Source organism: Helicobacter cynogastricus (assembly GCF_900197855.1).
Lineage (GTDB): Bacteria > Campylobacterota > Campylobacteria > Campylobacterales > Helicobacteraceae > Helicobacter > Helicobacter cynogastricus.
Window position 1 is genome coordinate 1 of record NZ_FZMQ01000004.1, and the last position, 18,358, is coordinate 18,358.

Below are 18,358 nucleotides of genomic sequence, written 5' to 3' on the forward strand. Positions count from 1 at the left end.
TATGGCTGTTCGCCATTTAAAGCGGTACGCGAGCTGGGTTCAGAACGTCGTGAGACAGTTCGGTCCCTATCTGCTGTGGGCGTAGGAAAGCTGAGGAGAGCTGTCCCTAGTACGAGAGGACCGGGATGGACATGCCACTGGTGCACCAGTTGTTCTGCCAAGAGCACCGCTGGGTAGCTACGCATGGTTGTGATAAGAGCTGAAAGCATCTAAGCTCGAAGCCAACTCCAAGATAAGCTTTCCCTGAAGCTCGCATGAAGACTACATGTTTGATAGGGTGGGTGTGTAAGTGCAGTAATGCATTTAGCTAACCACTACTAATAGAGCGTTTGGCTTGTTTGGTTGATAAGGTATCACCGCCTTGTTGAGTGTAATCAAAGCTTTGTAGGAACTGGAGCGTAGGTTATTGACAGCTTGAGGACAAATTGCTAGAATGGCATCTGTCTTTCAAGGGGTGTTGCCCTTCTCTCTTAAGAGAAACTCAAGCCTAGTGGGGTCTAGCCTCTCTGAGGGTTTTTAAAACTCTTAGAGTTTGGCTTTTTGAGCTAGCAACACCTAGAAAAGCTTCTTGCTTTTCCCCGTGTCCCTAGTGGAGAGGAAATACCCAGCCCCATCCCGAACCTGGAAGTCAAGCTCTCTAACGCCGATGATACTGCCCTTTGCAAGGGTGGGAAAGTAGGGTGATGCGGGGGAGTTGTTTTTAAAGTGTTTTTCTTCTTTTTAGGTTTCTTATTGTTTGTATGCGATTCTAGGAATTAATCAACCCTTGTAGTAAACTTTATGTCGCAGTAAAAGTCTAAAATATATTATCATCAATCTTGTTGTGTCTTGATTCTAAGGAGACATTCTCAGTAGCTACTCCACTTGTACTATGCGCACATAGGAGAGAATTGAATTTTACAAAATCCGCAGTCATTAGAGCACGCTTTGCTCTTGAAACAATTAAAAACCTTGACAAAAGCTTCTTCAAACATCAAGTCAACACACGCCTAACTTTTTGCAAAAGTTTATTAAAGGCAATAGCAAGGTGTTGTCTTCCTGTTAACTCCTTTGGCGCCTCTTGTTTCTCATTGTTTTGTTCTTGATAGAGCAGGTTTATTAAATTCGTACACTCGTGATAAATATACGGGCATTCTAGAGCATTTTGTAAAAAACTTAGAATTTTAGAAAAACTTAAATCTTTGTAAAATCTATGTTTATTCCCATAAATATTAAGTGGATGAGAATAGAGCATGTCTAAATAAGCGTTTTTATGGGTATCCAGGTAACGGACAAAATCAAGAGCCTCTTGAAAATCCTCAAAATCGTGAACATTTACAAAACTTTTAGGGTTAAAATCTTTGGCTACTTGTGGATTACCCCAATAAATGGGGATAGTATGGGCAAAGTAAGCATCAACGATTTTTTCTGTGGTGTAACCTAGTCCTTGAGAATTTTCCGGACAAAGATTGAACTTATAGCCACTTAAAAATTCACGCTTATTTTGTACCAAACTTCCAATTGTGTTAAACACCCCCCCCCCCCCCGCAACGGGTTTGTAAGTGTTAAATATTTGGTAAAGGGCATTCCGCACAGGCGCATTAATATTAGAAGCCACAAAGCTTGCAAACTCTCTTTTAAATGGATCGCTTTGCTCTCTAACAAGACTATCTATTTGTGGATAAGTAGTTCTAAAGTCTATGGGGGTAGAATTTTTTGAGGGACCAAAAGCAAGATTTTCTAGTTTTGCCTGTTTAAATGGGGAGTTAGCGCAGGTGATGGCAATTTCAGAGCACCACCATATAGCTTGGTAATATAGAGGTACACGCAAATAGCGATCATTAAACTCTAGGTCATCAAAGCCTATACCAAAGTCGTAGACATTAAAGTCGATGCGTTCGTTCTCACCTATATAAGCGATTCGCTTTGTAGGAATTTTTAATATGCGACCTAACTCTTCTAAAGAACGGTGATGTCCGCCTAAATAGCAGACATAATCATTTGGTGCTCGACTTAAATTATACCGTTGACCTAAAATTTTATAAAATAACCAGTCCTTAAAATCCGCTTCATTTTCACCCTGTCTAATCCACAAAACTAGGGGTTTTTTGTTAGGTGGGGGTGGGGGCAAGCGACTAGAATCGATAAATGCTTCTAATAGCGGTGCAAACATAGGAAACCTTTAGTTCAAAGCGTGAAGTGTAGCATAAATAACCAGTTTAGAGTCCTTGTGGCGCAATAGATAAATTTTCTCAATTTAAATATAAAAATAATAAGCACCACTTTGTAGATATGACGACTTCTTGAGTGAATATCTATTTTGAGACAAATTTTGGATATGTGCTAGACATCGCCTCGCAACCCTCCCCGTTTCTACAAGAAGTGAAAGTATAACAATAATGTTAGCTACCCACATGATCCAAAAGCGGTTGTTTGTAGGTAAAAAATCATGGTAAAAACAAAAGGGAGTGTATTCTGATATACTTGTTATAATTTATATTTTGATAGAGTCTCGTGTCTTTTTAGGTAAATTTTGTGCTATTCTAATGCTATGCAAACCATGTTCGATCGCCGTGTTATCACCCACTTTGATTTTTTATTGCTATTCTTTTTGCTCCCGCTTATGGGAGTTTCCTCTTTCTTAATCTATGAGGTCAATTCCACTCTGAGCCTTAAACAAGTATTTTATTTTGGGATTGGTTTTGTGGTTTTTTGGTCTGTCTTTTTTATCCCCTTTAGGCGTTTGGATCGAAGTTTCCATTTCCTCTATTGGATTTGTGTTTTTTTGTTGCTTTTGGTCAATTTTGCAGGCACGAGCAAACTAGGCGCGCAACGCTGGTTGACCATTCCAGATACTTCTATTTCCATACAACCTAGCGAGCCGGTTAAAATTGCTATCTTGCTGTTACTAGCCCATTTGATTCGCAGCAATCCGCCTCCTAATGGAGGCTATGGGTGGAAGGCTTTTGGTAAATTTAGCTTGTATATTGGAATTCCTTGCGTGCTCATTTTAAGGCAACCGGATTTGGGCACAGCCCTAGTGATTTTGATCATGGGTTTTGGAGTGCTTTTCTTGGTGGGGGTGCATATCAAAATTTGGCTTACGATCATTTTGGCAGGGGCGATCGCCTCCCCCCTCATTTATGGCTCTTTGCATGATTACCAAAAAAAGCGCATCCATGACTTCATCGCTGAAAAGCCTAATTACCATGTGCGTCAATCCATTATCGCCATTGGATCGGGGGGGTTTTTAGGGAAATCCCAAGAGGAATCCACGCAGGCAAAACTTAAATTTCTCCCCATTGCCACGAGTGATTTTATCTTTGCTTATTTTGTAGAGAGGTTTGGCTTTTTGGGGGCTTTTGTGCTTTTGAGTTTTTATATGTTCTTTGTGATGCATTTCCTCTCTTATTTTTCAAGCGATCCCAGAGATCATTTTTTGCAGGCAGTTACCGCTGGGATTGCCATTCTTATTTTTGTCTATGCGAGTGTCAATGTGGCGATGACTTTAGGGTTAGCCCCTGTGGTAGGGTTGCCCCTGCCTTTATTTAGCTATGGGGGAAGTAGTTTTATCACTTTCATCGCGCTTTTTGGAGTCTTTGAGCATCTACTTGCATTTAAATTTGGTTTTGGTTATAATCCTGCGCATTCTAAAAAAAGGGGATTCTTAGCTCAGCTGGTTAGAGCACTCGGCTCATAACCGATTGGTCGTAGGTTCAAGTCCTACAGAATCCACCAGCCTTCAAGGTTTTTAATGCAAATCGCCCCCAGTCTTCTAAGCGCGGATTTTATGCGCCTCCAAGAGAGTTTACACCCATTGCAACAAGCCGATTTTTTTCATATCGATGTGATGGATGGGCATTTTGTGCCCAATCTCACTTTTGGGCCATGTGTGCTCAAAAATTTAAAACAATATTATAACACGCCTTTAGATGTGCATTTAATGGTAGAAAACCCCCTCTTTTTTATCGATCTCTACAAAGATTTACGGCCTGCTTTTATCACTCTGCACATAGAAAATACCCCGCATTTACACAGAAGCGTGCATTACATCAAGAGTTTGGGAATTAAGGCGGGGTTAAGTCTTAATCCAGCCACTTCCCTAGAGGGTTTGGATTACATCATTCAAGATTTAGATTTAGTGCTCTTGATGAGTGTTAATCCGGGTTTTGGGGGGCAAAAATTTTTACCCCTCGTGTTGGATAAGCTTAAAGCTTTCAAAAAGCGTTTTCCCAACTATCAAGGTATGCTTGAAGTGGATGGGGGTATTAATATGCATAACGCCCCACTTTTGAGCGCGCAGGGGGCAAATTTGCTCGTAGTGGGGAGTTATCTTTTTAACCATCAAGACCCCAAAAACGCCCTTTTAAAATTACAAGCGATTGACTAAACTCTAAAATATCCGCGCTATAATACGCCATGCTTGATTGGTTAGTGTGGATGCAGGGTCAGAATATCACGGGGTTTTGGCTTCTCTTTGTGCGCATTGCTGGAGTATTAGCTTTTTTTCCTTTCTTTGATAATAATCTTGTGCCCCTTTCTGTGCGGGGTGCATTGGGATTTTTTCTAACTTTGGTTTTTTATCCTACCATTCCCCATGCGCCCATGCATTTGAGCACAGAGGGTTTTTTGATCGCTCTGCTTTCAGAATTACTCTTAGGGCTGTGTGCTTCGTTTTTCCTGCACCTCGTTTTTAGCACCCTCACTTTTGCTACAGATACTATTAGCTTTTCTATGGGTTTAACCATGGCTAGTGCCTACGATCCCATCTCAGGCGCGCAAAAGGCGATTGTGGGGCAGGTGGTGTTGCTCCTAGCCATTTTAATTATGCTCCAAACTTCCATGCACCACTTTATTATTTTGTGGGTGCAACATAGTTTAGCTAAAGTGCCTCTAGGGAGTTTTATCTTTTCTGCAGATGTGGTCAAGGCTAGCGTTAAGGCTTTTGCGTATTTGTTTAGTATTGGTTTTAGCATAGCTTTTCCTATTTTGGCGATTATTATGTTAAGCGATGTGGTTTTTGGGATGATCATGAAAACCCACCCTCAATTTAATCTATTGGCGATCGGCTTTCCTTTAAAAATTGCTATCGCGCTTATGGGATTAATTATGATCATAGGTTCGATGATGCACCGCTTTAAAGACATGCTATTGCAAGCTTTTCAAACCCTTTCCACTTTATTTTAAAGGATTACAATGTCTACTCAAAGTTTTAACTTGGCACTTGCTCTGAGTTTGGATTTGATCAAGGGCACACCCCAGCAAGAGGAAATCCCCTTAGAATCTAGCTTAAATAGAGTGCTAGCTCAAAGTGTGGTCGCACAAGAACCTCTGCCCAAAGCCACAAATTCAGCGATGGATGGCTTTGCGCTCAAATTCGAGGATTTGGGCAAACCCTTAGAGATCGCTCATACCATTTATGCCGGGCAGAGTGTGGAGGGGGTAGAAATTCAAAAGGGGCAGTGTGCTAAGATTATGACAGGCGCGTTAGTGCCTGCAGGGGTGGATTTAGTTGTGCCCTTTGAGGCGATGGACTTTTGCAACCACGCTCAAGCGCAAGCCCCCGCGCAAGGGTTTAAAAAAGGGGCAAATATCCGCTTTCAAGGAGAGGATATTCTCAAGGATGAGCTGATCGCCCATGCTGGGCAGAGGATTCACGCTGGGCTGATTGCCTTACTAGCTTCTCAAGGCATCGCACACATCAAAGTTTTCAAACCTCTTAAGATTGCGATCTTTAGTAGCGGAGATGAAGTGGTCGCTTTGGGCACAAAGGCTCAAGATCATCAAATTTATGATAGCAACGCTCCCATGCTTGTTTCTTTGCTTAGAAGTTACGGACATGAGGCCACGCATGTAGGCAAGCTTAAAGACGATCTGCACGCCCAACAAGAGATGATGGAAAATTGGAAAGATTATGATGTTGTGGTGAGCAGTGCAGGAGTGAGCGTAGGAGATAAGGATTACTTCAAAGACGCGTTGCTACAAAAGGGCGCGACTATCCACTATCATGGGGTTAATCTCAAGCCCGGTAAACCCATCATGCTAGCAAGTTTTGCCAACACGCCTAGACCTACCTTTGTTTTTGGCATGCCCGGTAACCCCGTGAGCTGTATGCTCACTTGCTTAACCCTTGTTTTGCCTATGTTAGAAAAGCTTGCCGGATCGAATGCGCAGAGCACCCTATTAGAATTGCCCTTAAGCACGCCTTTACATTTTAAGGGCGAGCGTTTGCATTTAGTGTTAGGGCGCGTTGAAAAAGGGGTTTTTGTGCCCTACAGGGGTGGGCGTTATGGATCGGGAGCGATCGATGCTTTAGGAGCTTGCCACGCGCTGGCATTGATTGCCCCGGGTGTTTTAGAAGTCAAAGATAAGGTAGAGGTTTTGCTCTACCAACGCTTTTTATAGGAGTTGAAACCCATAGGTGAGAGTGAACATCAAATGGCTACGATTGGAATCTATATTGCGGGGTAGGCGGGGGGCGTAATTATTAGTTTCAGGGTCCCAAGAAGCGCAGTTATTAGGGCCCGGACCATAGCCAAAACCAAGACAATAGCCCTTCTTGGTGATATTATTATAATACTCAAGTTTGAGATCGAATTCCAAATTGTAACGGCTTAAGAAATAGCTTAAAAATAGGGCGACGCTTTGCTCATTGGCACGCGGAGAACCTGTAAGTCGGCCTAAAACTTTCCAATGAAAACCTCTATAATGCGAGCCAAAATATAAAAAGCCATTGAGCGCGTCCGCGCCTACAATGTTGTTAATTTCGGCATCGTAAATCGTGTTGGTCCACATGTTGTAACCTAGCGGGTCGCCATAGATTCCAATGTCCCCATTGGCATTACCAATATTCTTATAAATGCTCCCCCCAAAACTCCATTTATTGTAATAAAAACGCGAGCGGAACATTAAAGTTTGAGCAGCCTTGCCCATCTTTTCTTGCCCAAATAAAATCATATCATAGCCCCGCCCAGAGGGAGGGAAAAAGGGGAAAAGTCCTACAAAAGTCCCCACCCATCTAAAGCCCTTATCTCTAAAATTGGGGTTAGTATCATAAGTAACATTGATCCCGGGGGCATACATTCGATTAAAGATGGCATAAAAATAGGGGTTAACTTTCCAATGATTTTTTTTATAAAGCACTTCAGCAATCATGAGAGGCTGGCCACTGGTATAATAACGCCCATAGGGCCAAAACCAGTCGCTAGAGGCAGAAGCGCGCGCGTCTGAATACAGAATGCGGAATTTAGTATCTTTATATTTGGCGTAAGCTTCTACGCCCTGACTAAAAGAGGTGAACCAATCGTAATCAGATAGTTCGTAACGCCCGCCCTTAATTCCAAAAATGCCCTTGTAGTCGTAACTCAAATAGGCGTTATGCACCATTGCGTAGCGGGGTTTTTGCACATCTTGACCACTATGCCCGGCATACCAGCCAATATATTCCCAAAACATTCCTCCGCTATGGGTGTAAAAACCTCTTCCTCCATTCACCAATGGTCCGCCAGGTTGCCCGGGTTGGATATTATTCCCCTGTGCTGCTGTAGAATCGTAGGGCAAGCCCGCCATCATCGCGCCTAACTCCGCACGCAAACCCTTATAGATATCCATGCTGACATTTAATTCTGCAAGCAGGGAGGTATAACTACCGGTGGGATAGATGAATTTAGAGGGTTGGTATTTTTTATTATCAAACCCAATTTGGGTAAAGGAGCTCAGTTTGCCCGTCAGACTCAAATCAAAAGCCATAACGCGCCCTAAGAAAGCACACAAAAAACCAAAGGAAATAAAAAATAGTCTGCGTGTGATGGGAATGCCCTTAATCGATTTGGATCAGTGAGGCGATTATAGCTAAACCTGCCCCGTTTTGAGTACGGGGCGACTTTATTTTTTAGAAGCTGTAACTAATATGAGTCATCAAGTGGCTACGATCTTGAGTAACAGCATGAGTCATCCCACCCACATTGCCATAGTTTTGAGCAAAGTTATTAGGGGAGAAAAGACCTGTATTCATATTGAAAGGCTGTCCGTATTTGCTCAAGAAGCCCACGCCGGGGTTGTAGCCTGGATTGATGGTAGCCAAGAACCATTCAAGCTTGATCCCTGCTTTTACATGTTTACCAAACTGGTAATTCATATACAAGGCTAAAGCTTGCGCTTTGGCACGCGGAGAGTTGGTATAGCGTTCAGCAAGCTCCCAGTCAAAGCGACCATAGACACCACCACCTTTCCAATACACGGTAACGGCATCGGCGGCAGTGATGTTGTTGATACTTGCAAACCCTAAACCATAGATACTTCCAGTCCATTGTTCCACACCATCGATGGCCACTGGGTTACCATAGGTACCGATGTTGGGGTTGGGGTTACCAATGTTCCAGTAAATTCCAAAAGAAGTGTTGTAATTGTTGATGTCAAAGCGTTGCTTGAAAAGCAAGGTCGCTCCGCCCGGACCTTGCAAGCCACACCAAGGATTGCTACCACGATTGCCACACCAAGGGGCGTTAGGGTTACCACCAGCAGCAGGGTTAATAGTGTTAGAAACACCATTATAAAGATTCCAAGTGTCCCAGGTGTTATAACGCGCTAGCCCAAAACGCCCAACATGCCCAATGCCGGGAACATAGTCGTTTTTCCACTGGTAAACATACATTCCATAGAAAGTAGTCTGTGCCCTGAAGCCTCGTCCGTCAAAATCGGGGTTTGTATCGTAATAAAGCTTGATTTCAGGAGCGGTGAAAACTTGTGGAGAGAACCATACATGGGGGTGGATAGAAAAATGTTTGTTCACTTGGTAGATCAGACCGATTTTATGCTCACCCCAAGGTTTTTCGCGATAGATAGGAAACATCCATTGCCCATCAGCAATACCACGGCCCCAGGAGCTGAAAACTTGAAGCTTGACTTTAGAGTGTAGTTTAAACAGCCCATAAAAACCTTGTGTGAGTTGGTAGAACCAGTCAATGTCTTCAACTTGCGTGGTGTCATAACGCCCTAAGATCATCCATACCTTGTCGCTTTTATACTGCACATTGGCCTTATAAACTTCGTAAGGTCGCGATTGTCCCGGAGAGTAGGCGTAAGCGGGGTAGTAGTTAGGGAACAAGCCATTCCACTCACCCATAAACATGTAGCCTATCCCCCTAGGGTCAGCAATGCCTCCACCAACTCCTTGATTCACATATTGATTACCATTTAGGATAGAACCACAGCCCCATGCGCCATTACAATCGTGCTGATGGTTTTGCCACGATTGAAGGTATGTCGTGTTTGTACCCGGTATGTAAGTGTGTGCGGCATCTTGCATGAGACTCTTAGAGTAGCGATCGTAGCGCGTGCTATCATAGGGCATACCACCTAGTGCCCCCCCTACACTTATGCTCCAGCCTTTACCTAAATGCATGGTCGTCTCTAGCTTTCCGGTAAGCTCTACAAAGGTTCCTGTAGGATAAAGCCCTTCTACTGGATTAATAGGCTTATTGTTAAAACCCACCTTAGAGAAGTTAATCAGATCGCCATGAATTTCGTAGGTCAATGCGTCCAAACCACATAACCCCAAAGATGAAGAGGCAAAAATGGCAGGGATAAGCCCACCTAGCCCCGTCTTGGAACTCCGCGTGTAACTCTTTCTTGTTTCTTCCATACTAAAGCACTCCTTTTATAATACGATGAATGGGGGATTCTGACATCCAATCCAGTGCGCCGATTTTAGTATTTTTTTTCTTAAAAAAAGGCTTAGTTTTCTATTTCCTCTAAGTGTCTAAGAGTGTTATCTGTAAACGATTTATCATATCAATTTTTTAGAATTTTAGTGTAACATTGGTCATCATATGACTACGATCTTGGTAGTTGGAATTAAAAGCAGGGTTATTAAACTGAGGAAGGCCAAAATAACCTATACGATACCCTTGATGCACCTGCACACCATAGTATTCAAATTTGACATGGAAAAGAATACTAGGCGTGAAAGCGTAATCAAGACTGAGCGCAGCAGAGTACTCATTGCTACGCCCTTGATGTCCTTGTGCGTTTTTGTTGGCGTTACTCACCCGTCCAAAGATATGCCAAGCAAATTTTTTATACACACTACCCACAGAACCATAGATTGTTGTGGTGTTGGCATTTGTGAGCGCGTCCGCTAGGCCATCGTAAGCACTATTGTCCCAAAAATCATAACCTACAATGCCATAAATGTCATTCACATAGGAAGAGTTATTTCCCATAGGCATGGTGTGGCTACCCAAAAAGGCATCCGAGTTGCCAAAGGTATTATAAAGGCCTAAGATGTAAGTAAACTTATTCCAGCGGAAAATTTGGCGGATATTCAAAGTTACGCCGTATTTACCAACCGGATCGCCATGTGGAGATGCATCCCAAATACTATAAGTTTTTGTAATTGGATCATACCAGCCGGAATCATAAATGGGCACGGTTACCATGAGTAATGTTTGGGATCGAAAACCTACTTGCTGAAAATTTTTATTGGTGTCGTAAATAAGTTTGAAACCCGGAGCGTTGTAAGTCTTGGGGGAAAAATAAAAGAAAGCTTGCGCGCTCAAGCCTTTATAGTCATAAGTTGCGCTCAAGCCATGCCAACCATAGTTAATATATTGGCCATTTTTTTGCAAATAGGGAGTAGTGGCGTAAAATTGATAAATCCAAGAGTTAAAAGCCAAACCGCGTCCAAAAGAACTCCACCACCATAAAGTAAAGTTTTTGACAGGTCTGTAGTAAAGCTCCCAACCCTGATTAGACCCACTCATAAAGTTGATATTAGCCTCGTAACGCCCTAGTTTCATTCCGAAAATATCTTTATAGGAATAATTAATATAGGCGGTATCTAACACATAAGGGCGGGCATGAAAAGCCCCTGAATTGGCCGTTCCATTATATTTAGGATCAAGAAACTGATTAAAAAAATAGCCATGCCAACCACCAATGAAGTTATAGACCACAGAGCCATAAATATCATTATCATGGCCAGCATCCCGCAAGTATTTTGTGGAATCGTAAGGAACTCCAGCAACCGCGCCTCCTAAACTAAAACTTAGCTTGTGATCTGTGGTGTGCTTGGGTAATAAACCTAGCTTGATTTGGGCAAACCCCACAACATCTACAAAACTCTCTGTAGGGAAGATACCCTTAGCAGAATTGAGCTGGGAATGATTAAAGCCAATCTTAGAAAAATTATCCAAGCGCCCTGAAAAACTATAGTCAAAGGCCCCTAGAAAAAGACAACTTAGTATCCAAAGACCTAAGAAACGCCTACACATTACTAAACTCCTCAAACAAATGACCTCATTCTAAAATATTCTCTAACGAAAAGACCTTTTGGAAACTGCAAACAAGTTATAAAAGAAATCCGAAGTTTCATAAATGTTACTAAAAGATACTTAGAATTGGGCTTTAAGGGAGGTCATTAAAAAACTGCGGTTTTGAGTGTTGGGAGTGAAATTTGAATCGTAGGCATTGCTCCCTACTTTATAACCCCTATGCGTGCTCACTTCATGGTAAACAAAACGCACATCACTGGTTACAAAGCGACTCCATCTAAGGCCAATATTGAGCGAAGCGGTCTGCTCATTGGCTCGGGGTGAAAAAGTGAGTTTTCCTAACACACCCCAATAAAGTTTCTTGTACACACCGCCCCCAAAAATAAACCCGGTAACTGCGTTGGGCGAAACCATATTGTCTATCAAGCCTCCATAAACACTATCATCCCGGTAATCAATTCCAATAGGTCCGCCATACCAGCCAATCTTCGCATTGGCATTGCCAATATTTTGATAATACCCACCACCAAAATTAAACTCATTGTAATCAAAACGCTGTTGGGCGTAGATACTTGCCCCCCACGAGCCCAAAGGTGTACCTCTGTAATACTCATTGTAAACATGGGGGCTGTAGATAGGGAAGAGTGCTACAACTTGAGTTAGGGACTTAAAACCTATCCCCTCAAATTTGGGATTGCTGTTATAGTGAAATTTAAAGCCCGGAGCAGTGTAGATGTCAGGAGAAAAATATAGCAAAGGTGAAAAGGCAAGGTGATCGGTATGGTAATCTATGCCAAGTGCGTGGATGCCTAAATTAATTGCTTGCCTATTTTTGTTAGTGGCAGTGATGGGTGCGTACCAATCCCTAATAAACTCCCCCACTGCTAACGCTCTCCCAAAAGAGCTAAACCACCTCGCTTGAAAATGCTTTAAAAACTTGTAAGAAACCTCAAAGCCTTCTGTATAACCACTCAAAAAAGTGGTTTTAGCTGGATACCTCCCGGCAATGAGAGTAAAAGACTTTCCATAATCATAACGCAAATACGCGTTGTAAAGCACATAGGGGCGCGTGTGCTGATCGGATTCTACGGCTGAACTCTTCCAAGGGGCATTGCCCAAAAAACCCCACCAACGCCCCATATAGTAAAACACTTTAGAGCCATAGACTTTTCCGGTGCTCTGATCGACCAAATAACGGGTTGAATCGTAGGTAATGCCTCCCAATCCTCCCCCTACCCCACTGCTAATTTTATGCGCTTGATGTTGCCACAAAGTGGCATCCACTTGGGCTTTAATGGTCATTGTAACAAAGCTTTCAGTGGGAAAAATTCCTTTAGAGGAATTAATAGGAGAGCGATTAAACCCTATTTTAGATACCGACTCGGCAGCTCCGCTCAAGTGGTAATCAAACCCCCACAAAAATACGCCACTGGCAAAAACCAGTCTGCAAATGCGTCCAAGCATTCAAACCTCTATAGGCTTACCTTAATCTCTGTAAAAATGTGGCTTCTATCTTGCTGGGTAGCGGGCTGATCTGGCAAAAAAGGACCATTCCAACCAACTTTATAGCCTTTATGCATATCTACATTGTAGTATTCTACCTTGATGTCTGCGTAAAAATGTTTAGAAAATTGATAACCCATGTTTACAGAAAAAACCTGCTCATTGGCGCGTGGTCCATAGGTGAGTCGCCCTAAGAACCCCCATAAAAATCTATCATGTACCCCCCCCCCAAAGATAAAGCCTGTCAAAGAGTTCGCATCCATCATATAAGAAAGCGAGTTGATAGTATTAGCATAAACACTATTGGTCCAAAAGTCAAAGCCTAAACGACTCCCGTGGTAGCCAATCATCCAGTTAGCATTGCCAAAACTCTTATAAATCCCACCTCCAAAGTTATAGTTGTTGTAGTCAAAGCGTTGTTTGATCATCAGACTATGGGCGTTTTTTCTGGAAATCATGCCAAATTGATAGGTGTTCCAAAAACGCTTGGCATAAAAGGGGTTGAGTACCGTGATGTCTGTTTGTGAACGCCAACCCACCCCTTTAAAATCCGGCTTGCTGTCATAAAGAAGGGTGAAGTTAGGGTCATACTCATTGTTGGGAGAAAAATAAAAGAAAGGCACAATACTAAAGCCTTTATATTGCCATGTAATATAAAAAGCATGCACCCCGGGATTGATTTTTTTGCCATTCGCCAAAACATAAGTTTTTGGTGAATAAAAGTTATATAACCATTCGTTATAAGCAAAACCACGACCAAATGAGCTAAACCACCAAAACTTAAACCGACCTAATTTTAAGGTCATGTCTAACCCCTGTGTGTAACCACTCATGTAGTCTGCTGGAGATTCATAACGCCCGCCTCTAAAGCGAAAGATATCTTTATAAGAGTAATCAATATAAGCGTTGTAAATTACATAGTGGCGCGCGTTGTCTGCATAGCCTTGAATACAATTATACGCCTGACTACCATTTACCCAGTTAATACCTTTAGGAAGAGATTTAGGATCGACATTGCCGGTATAATCAGATAGAGCCTGTAACTCTTGCGCGCTCATTCCTGCATAATCAGCCTGTGAGCCTCCGCCCAACCCATACCAACATTGCCCCTGAGGTTTCTGTCCCACTAGCCCTGCCCAGTAACCAAAGTAGTTCCAAGCCATGTCGCCATAGGGCTTACCCGTAGCTTGATCAATCAAGTGTTTTGTGCCATTGTAGATCAACCCTCCGCCCATGCCTCCTAAACTCCCTGAGAGATGGTGCCCATCGGCTGTAGCACTCTTAGAGAGCAATTCGGGGAAATCTAGTTGCAAATACCCCACAACGGTCATAAAGGTTTCTGTAGGATAAAGCCCTTTTGCAGTATTGATAGGTTTGTTATTAAAACCCACTTTAGCAAAGGACTCCACCCCCGCCTTAAACTTAGCAAAGGATTCCAAATTACGCCAATCCAGTGCTTCTGCTTGGTTCAGTAGTCCCAACACCGCTAATAAACTCTTAGAAAGCAAGGTAATTCTTTTCAATGCGTGTCCCTTATGTGTGATGAGGAATAAATGCTAGCGCACGCCCAACACTCTATATTTACCTTTGAGTAATAATAGCATGCTAGGTGTGATTTTTTTCTCAGTTTGCCCACTCTTTTAAGAAATCCTTAAAATGTTGCTACCAAACTTGTAGTGAGACTACTACGATCTTGATACCCGCCCCCACAATAAAGCGTGGGAGAAGAAACGCAAGGCTTATTCCACCCCGCTTGGTATCCCTTGTTGGTGTGCATGCCAAAATAAGCTAAAGTTATGGTTGCGCTTAAGATTTTATTAAAGGTATAACCTAAAAGCAAGGTAACTCTACCATCATAAGAAACTGGAGCACTACTCCACTGCCATTGCATCTCCCAAGTGAATGTATCTTTAAAATGCTTCCCTCCATAACCAAAGTTGCCCGTTACAGCATCTGCCTTGAGTGCGGTACCATAGCCCCCTGCATAGATACTATTACCCCCTGAGAGTACCCCAGCAGGGTTGCCCATATTCCCTACTTTGTAATTAGGGTTTTGAAAATTCTTAAAAAAAGTACCCACAACAAAAAATTCATCAAAATCAAATCGTTGCTTGATTGCCAAACTCTGTCCCGTGTGTGTTGTAGGAGTATTAAAGGCGTATTTGCGCGCACCCTTACTATTAACAAGCATCCATGGATAATAAATGGGAAAGAAGGCAAGTAAAGTTGTTTGAGAGCGAAAACCTCGTCCGGCAAAGTTAGGATTGCTATCCCAAACAACCTTGAAACCCGGAGCGTTAAAAATCTTGGGAGAGAAGTAAAAAAAACCCTCTAACTGAAGCTTGTGCCGTGAATAGTTGAATTGCACGGCATGCGTACCCAAGAGAATTTCATGACCATGTGCGTCCCAACCGCCTTGAGCGTTTTTAGTGTAATTACCGGACATGGTAGGGCGTGCAGCATACCAATCTTGAATGTAGGAGCCGTACGCAAAAGCGCGCCCCCAAGAGCTAAACCAAGTTAGACGAAAATCCTTGCCACCCCCATAAACCTCAAAACCCTGTGTCCATCCACTGCGATACTCCATCCCAGATTTGTAACGCCCTCCTTTAAAACCAAAGTAATTTTTATAATTGTATTCTATGTAGGCATCGCTAAAAACATAGTAGCGATTATTATTATTCAACATAGCATTGTTGATTTTCTTGTTGTGAGATATGAATGCTGGGTCTACATCTGTATCAAGAAGATTGAGGTCTCCATCCCAAAAACCATTGTAGTAGCCAAAGAAGTCATTGACTGCAGACCCTTCAATAGAGTTTTTGGTGCCATCATAGAGCACTCCTCCCACTATACCTCCGATCTTGGTCTTGATCGTATGGGGGGAATCTTTGGGAGAAAAATCTAAGTCCAAACCTAAATACCCAGCAATAGTAGCATAGCGTTGAGTAGGATAGATACCCTTTGTGCGATCAATTTTAGAGTTGTTGAAGCCAATGAAAGCAGATTGATCGGCAAAACCCCCCAATTTATAGGAAAAAGCGTCCAAAGAGCCAGCACTCAAGGCCAAAGAACCCGCAAAAATCATTAGAGAAACCCCTGAGGTTTTCCGTCTATGCGACCCATCTTGCATGAAGCCTCCTAAATTAGGGATAGTGGTGCTACCTAGCTACACTCTTTATCAGAAGAGCAGCCCGCTGCAACTTTTTTATTGTTGCAAAATTCTTTGGAGAATCCGTATAAGATATGGCCTTTTTCTTGTATAAAATAGATGGCACGCTACACATAGTAACCAAAAATGCCATATATGAGCCGCTACAAAGATGGGGCTTGTGCTACAAAGTTCAAAGCTTCTTGTAAGCTGGGCATATCAACGATGCTCAAAGTGGACTTATTGCTCAATCTCTTGTTAAGATTTTTAAGAACGCTAGTACCAAATTCAAGGTAATAGGGTGTGCTAGACTCGCAAGATTGTAGGCAGGTGTCATAGAGCACGGGTTGGATTAACTGCACACCCAAATATTTTAGAGCGTCTTCTTTAGATTGATAGGGTGAGCCATTGGCATTAGATAGCACACCAAAACTATAGGTGTCCTCTAAACTTTCCGCCAAGATTGCCTTAAAATCTTCGAGCATGGGGGTCAAAATGGGGCAGTGGCTCACAACACTCATGGGTAACATCACTAACTTTTTAGCCCCTAAATCTTTAGCCTGCAGTGTTTGCAAAATTTCTTTATACCCCGCTAACACCACTTGAGAGCCATTAAAATTGGCGGTGTAAATCACTTGCCCTTTTTCTCTAGCCTGTGTGCAAAAATCTATAAGACTTTCTTTAGATGCGCCTAAGACTGCCAACATCCCCAACTCTTTAGGGCTTTGCGCGCACACATTTTCCATCAAACGCCCTCGCTCAAACACTAATTTTAAGCCCTTTTCAAAAGACAACGCCCCACTAGCTCCATTGGCACTAATTTCGCCCAAAGAGTGTCCCAAAGCCATGTCTGCAGAAAAAGAGCCAACTTCAGCTATAAAAGCCCTAAAAGCCACCATAGACACTAAAAATAACGCGCTCTGTGTATAGGGGCTTTGGTTTAATAATTCATTTTCTTCCCAAAGTAAGGCTTGCATGCCTGTCTTTAAAACATCACTAGCCTCTTCAAACATCTCTCTAGCCAATTTAAGATGATTGTAAAAATCCTTACCCATGCCCACATGCTGAGAACCTTGTCCTCCAAATAATAGAACTGCCATTTTCGTCCTTTTTAAAAAGTGTAACCTAAAAATACCAAGTGTGAGAAACAAACATACTATAGTCGCGCACAAATTTAGACCCAAGTTCGGTGTCAAAAGGGAACTTAAATCCCACTTCAATAGAGATATCATGGTAGAGGATCACGGTTTGAAAACGAATGCCTACCTGACCAAAGAAGCGAAAAAAGGTATCTTTAAAGCGCAAACTTGTAAAAGAGCGGTAATTTTCGATCAAAAAATTACGAGAAAAACGCGAAGTGGTCCAAGTATTGCCTGCAATCATCATGCCATAGAAAAACCCCCAAACATTCAAAGGATTTTTGTTGTATTCTAGTACGATGTCTGCGCCTACTCCATAAGTAAACATGTTAGTTTCTATGTTGCTGTTTTTATCTAAAAGCACAAAACCATAATCTAAAAACCCGTAATAACGGCTATACAGCCAACGATCTAAGGGGTTGTATTCATAGCCAAAAAGAATCCCCGCTCCCTCAATGATGCGTGTGTGTTTGACACGCGTGCCATTTGTATCTGTATAAAAATGCATCACCCCTAATTGGTACTGACTTAAAAGAAAGGTGCGACTCTTAGCTGCATACAAAAAGCAGATGGACAAAACCCCTACAATGCTTAAGTAACGCGCAAAAATGCCTAGTCCTAGTAATTGTGATTGAGAGGCGAGCTCAAATTATCCTCGTGATTGTTCCAATTTTGCAAAATATTATTGCTTTGAGGAGTAAACATAGGCCCTGTGGATCGTGTAGCATCTTGAATAGCATTCTCTGTATCAATGATACGCTCAAGCCTCTGCGTGGTTTTTGCATCATCTATCTTATGTTCAAGATTTTCTAGGGCGGGGTCTTGTGCCTGAGTCATCTTTGTTGGTGCCATAGGAGTGGCTTTGCTGGACTTGGCCGTATCCTTACAAGCTCCCAGTAATACGCACAACACGGCAAAGGCGCAATATTGAAGCAAGCCGGCCATGGATCTCCTTTTTGGGCTATAATAACATGAAAACTTAAATGGATGTGGTGTGCCAAAAATAATTGAGGAAACAGATTTAAATCTTAGTTTGCCCCTATCTGATTTTTTGCAGCTTCTCCTCCAACCGCCTAAAGGTTACACCGCTTACACTTTATTAGAAACACTTCAAATTGGTCAAGAGGGTTGCCTAGAAGTGCGTAAACTTGGCACTCATGCGGGCAAAATTCTTAAAATCAAAGCCTTAGCTCTTGCCTTTAATCAAGAGATTGATCTCATTTGTTTTAACTATACCCCTTACCATAGCAAGGCTTTTTCACAATCTCGCTATTTTGTCTATGGCAAAATCAGCGTAAATCCCTATTCTAAGA

Annotated in this window: 14 protein-coding genes, 1 tRNA gene, 2 rRNA genes and 1 pseudogene; 8 read left to right on the forward strand and 10 right to left on the reverse strand. The window is 42.5% G+C overall.

Features of this window, described 5'->3' with window-relative positions; translation table 11 throughout:
- Positions 1 to 342: ribosomal RNA gene (locus tag C6H00_RS00315) — 23S ribosomal RNA — on the forward strand; the annotation flags it as partial.
- Between the two features lie 234 nt (positions 343 to 576).
- Positions 577 to 692, forward strand: a 5S ribosomal RNA gene (gene rrf, locus C6H00_RS00320).
- Between the two features lie 281 nt (positions 693 to 973).
- Here rrf and C6H00_RS00325 read toward each other — a convergent pair.
- Positions 974 to 2,152: a glycosyltransferase family 10 domain-containing protein gene (locus tag C6H00_RS00325; protein WP_104749076.1), complete on the reverse strand. Its 1,179-nt coding sequence runs from the start codon at positions 2,150 to 2,152 to the stop codon at positions 974 to 976.
- A gap of 387 nt (positions 2,153 to 2,539) precedes the next feature.
- Between C6H00_RS00325 and C6H00_RS00330 the strand changes: the two genes are divergently transcribed.
- From C6H00_RS00330 to C6H00_RS00350, 5 genes are all read left to right on the forward strand, one after another.
- Entirely contained in the window at positions 2,540 to 3,679 is a 1,140-nt protein-coding gene (locus tag C6H00_RS00330; protein ID WP_199769136.1) for an FtsW/RodA/SpoVE family cell cycle protein, read from the forward strand.
- Positions 3,641 to 3,717: transfer RNA gene (locus tag C6H00_RS00335), tRNA-Ile, on the forward strand. The genes C6H00_RS00330 and C6H00_RS00335 overlap by 39 nt, the downstream gene beginning before the upstream one ends.
- Before the next feature lie 16 nt (positions 3,718 to 3,733).
- Positions 3,734 to 4,369, forward strand: coding sequence for a ribulose-phosphate 3-epimerase (gene rpe, locus C6H00_RS00340; protein ID WP_104749077.1), 636 nt, complete (start codon positions 3,734 to 3,736; stop codon positions 4,367 to 4,369).
- Between the two features lie 29 nt (positions 4,370 to 4,398).
- Entirely contained in the window at positions 4,399 to 5,166 is a 768-nt protein-coding gene (gene fliR / locus C6H00_RS00345; protein ID WP_104749078.1) for a flagellar biosynthetic protein FliR, read from the forward strand.
- A gap of 9 nt (positions 5,167 to 5,175) precedes the next feature.
- Positions 5,176 to 6,384 carry a molybdopterin molybdotransferase MoeA gene (locus C6H00_RS00350; protein WP_104749079.1) on the forward strand — a complete coding sequence of 403 codons (1,209 nt, stop codon included), beginning with the start codon at positions 5,176 to 5,178 and terminating at the stop codon, positions 6,382 to 6,384.
- Here C6H00_RS00350 and C6H00_RS00355 read toward each other — a convergent pair.
- From C6H00_RS00355 to C6H00_RS00395, 9 genes are all read right to left on the reverse strand, one after another.
- Positions 6,379 to 7,788, reverse strand: coding sequence for an outer membrane family protein (locus C6H00_RS00355; protein WP_324728205.1), 1,410 nt, complete (start codon positions 7,786 to 7,788; stop codon positions 6,379 to 6,381). The two genes, C6H00_RS00350 and C6H00_RS00355, sit on opposite strands and share 6 nt — an antisense overlap.
- Positions 7,789 to 7,870: 82 nt before the next feature.
- Entirely contained in the window at positions 7,871 to 9,622 is a 1,752-nt protein-coding gene (locus C6H00_RS00360; protein ID WP_104749081.1) for an outer membrane family protein, read from the reverse strand.
- Positions 9,623 to 9,779: 157 nt separating this feature from the next.
- Positions 9,780 to 11,252 (reverse strand): outer membrane family protein, encoded by a 1,473-nt coding sequence (locus C6H00_RS00365; RefSeq protein WP_104749082.1) that lies wholly within the window; start codon positions 11,250 to 11,252, stop codon positions 9,780 to 9,782.
- 120 nt (positions 11,253 to 11,372) lie between these two features.
- On the reverse strand, positions 11,373 to 12,716 hold the full coding sequence (locus tag C6H00_RS00370; protein ID WP_104749083.1) for an outer membrane family protein: 1,344 nt from the start codon (positions 12,714 to 12,716) through the stop codon (positions 11,373 to 11,375).
- Between the two features lie 8 nt (positions 12,717 to 12,724).
- Positions 12,725 to 14,278 carry an outer membrane family protein gene (locus C6H00_RS00375; protein WP_104749084.1) on the reverse strand — a complete coding sequence of 518 codons (1,554 nt, stop codon included), beginning with the start codon at positions 14,276 to 14,278 and terminating at the stop codon, positions 12,725 to 12,727.
- 128 nt (positions 14,279 to 14,406) lie between these two features.
- Positions 14,407 to 15,888, reverse strand: a complete 1,482-nt coding sequence (locus C6H00_RS00380) for an outer membrane family protein (protein WP_104749085.1) — start codon at positions 15,886 to 15,888, stop codon at positions 14,407 to 14,409.
- A 182-nt stretch (positions 15,889 to 16,070) separates the two neighbouring features.
- Positions 16,071 to 17,006, reverse strand: a complete 936-nt coding sequence (locus tag C6H00_RS00385; RefSeq protein WP_104749086.1) for an ACP S-malonyltransferase — start codon at positions 17,004 to 17,006, stop codon at positions 16,071 to 16,073.
- A gap of 25 nt (positions 17,007 to 17,031) precedes the next feature.
- The gene (locus C6H00_RS00390; RefSeq protein ID WP_233704330.1) at positions 17,032 to 17,622 is read right to left on the reverse strand and encodes an outer membrane protein; all 591 of its coding nucleotides are present in this window, start codon (positions 17,620 to 17,622) and stop codon (positions 17,032 to 17,034) included.
- A gap of 41 nt (positions 17,623 to 17,663) precedes the next feature.
- Positions 17,664 to 17,990, reverse strand: a complete 327-nt coding sequence (locus C6H00_RS00395) for a hypothetical protein (RefSeq protein WP_104749087.1) — start codon at positions 17,988 to 17,990, stop codon at positions 17,664 to 17,666.
- A gap of 49 nt (positions 17,991 to 18,039) precedes the next feature.
- On the opposite strand from C6H00_RS00395, the pseudogene C6H00_RS00400 reads away from it, so the two are divergent.
- Positions 18,040 to 18,358 (forward strand): annotated as a pseudogene (locus C6H00_RS00400) (ATP-dependent DNA helicase RecG); the annotation flags it as partial.

Coding starts and splice junctions, on each gene's coding strand:
- C6H00_RS00350 (WP_104749079.1), top strand. CDS start 5,176: ATGTCTACTCAAAGTTTTAACTTGGCACTTGCTCTGAGTTTGGATTTG.
- C6H00_RS00330 (WP_199769136.1), top strand. CDS start 2,540: ATGTTCGATCGCCGTGTTATCACCCACTTTGATTTTTTATTGCTATTC.
- C6H00_RS00360 (WP_104749081.1), bottom strand. CDS start 9,622: ATGGAAGAAACAAGAAAGAGTTACACGCGGAGTTCCAAGACGGGGCTA.
- fliR (WP_104749078.1), top strand. CDS start 4,399: ATGCTTGATTGGTTAGTGTGGATGCAGGGTCAGAATATCACGGGGTTT.
- C6H00_RS00385 (WP_104749086.1), bottom strand. CDS start 17,006: ATGGCAGTTCTATTATTTGGAGGACAAGGTTCTCAGCATGTGGGCATG.
- C6H00_RS00325 (WP_104749076.1), bottom strand. CDS start 2,152: ATGTTTGCACCGCTATTAGAAGCATTTATCGATTCTAGTCGCTTGCCC.
- C6H00_RS00370 (WP_104749083.1), bottom strand. CDS start 12,716: ATGCTTGGACGCATTTGCAGACTGGTTTTTGCCAGTGGCGTATTTTTG.
- rpe (WP_104749077.1), top strand. CDS start 3,734: ATGCAAATCGCCCCCAGTCTTCTAAGCGCGGATTTTATGCGCCTCCAA.
- C6H00_RS00365 (WP_104749082.1), bottom strand. CDS start 11,252: ATGTGTAGGCGTTTCTTAGGTCTTTGGATACTAAGTTGTCTTTTTCTA.
- C6H00_RS00395 (WP_104749087.1), bottom strand. CDS start 17,990: ATGGCCGGCTTGCTTCAATATTGCGCCTTTGCCGTGTTGTGCGTATTA.
- C6H00_RS00380 (WP_104749085.1), bottom strand. CDS start 15,888: ATGCAAGATGGGTCGCATAGACGGAAAACCTCAGGGGTTTCTCTAATG.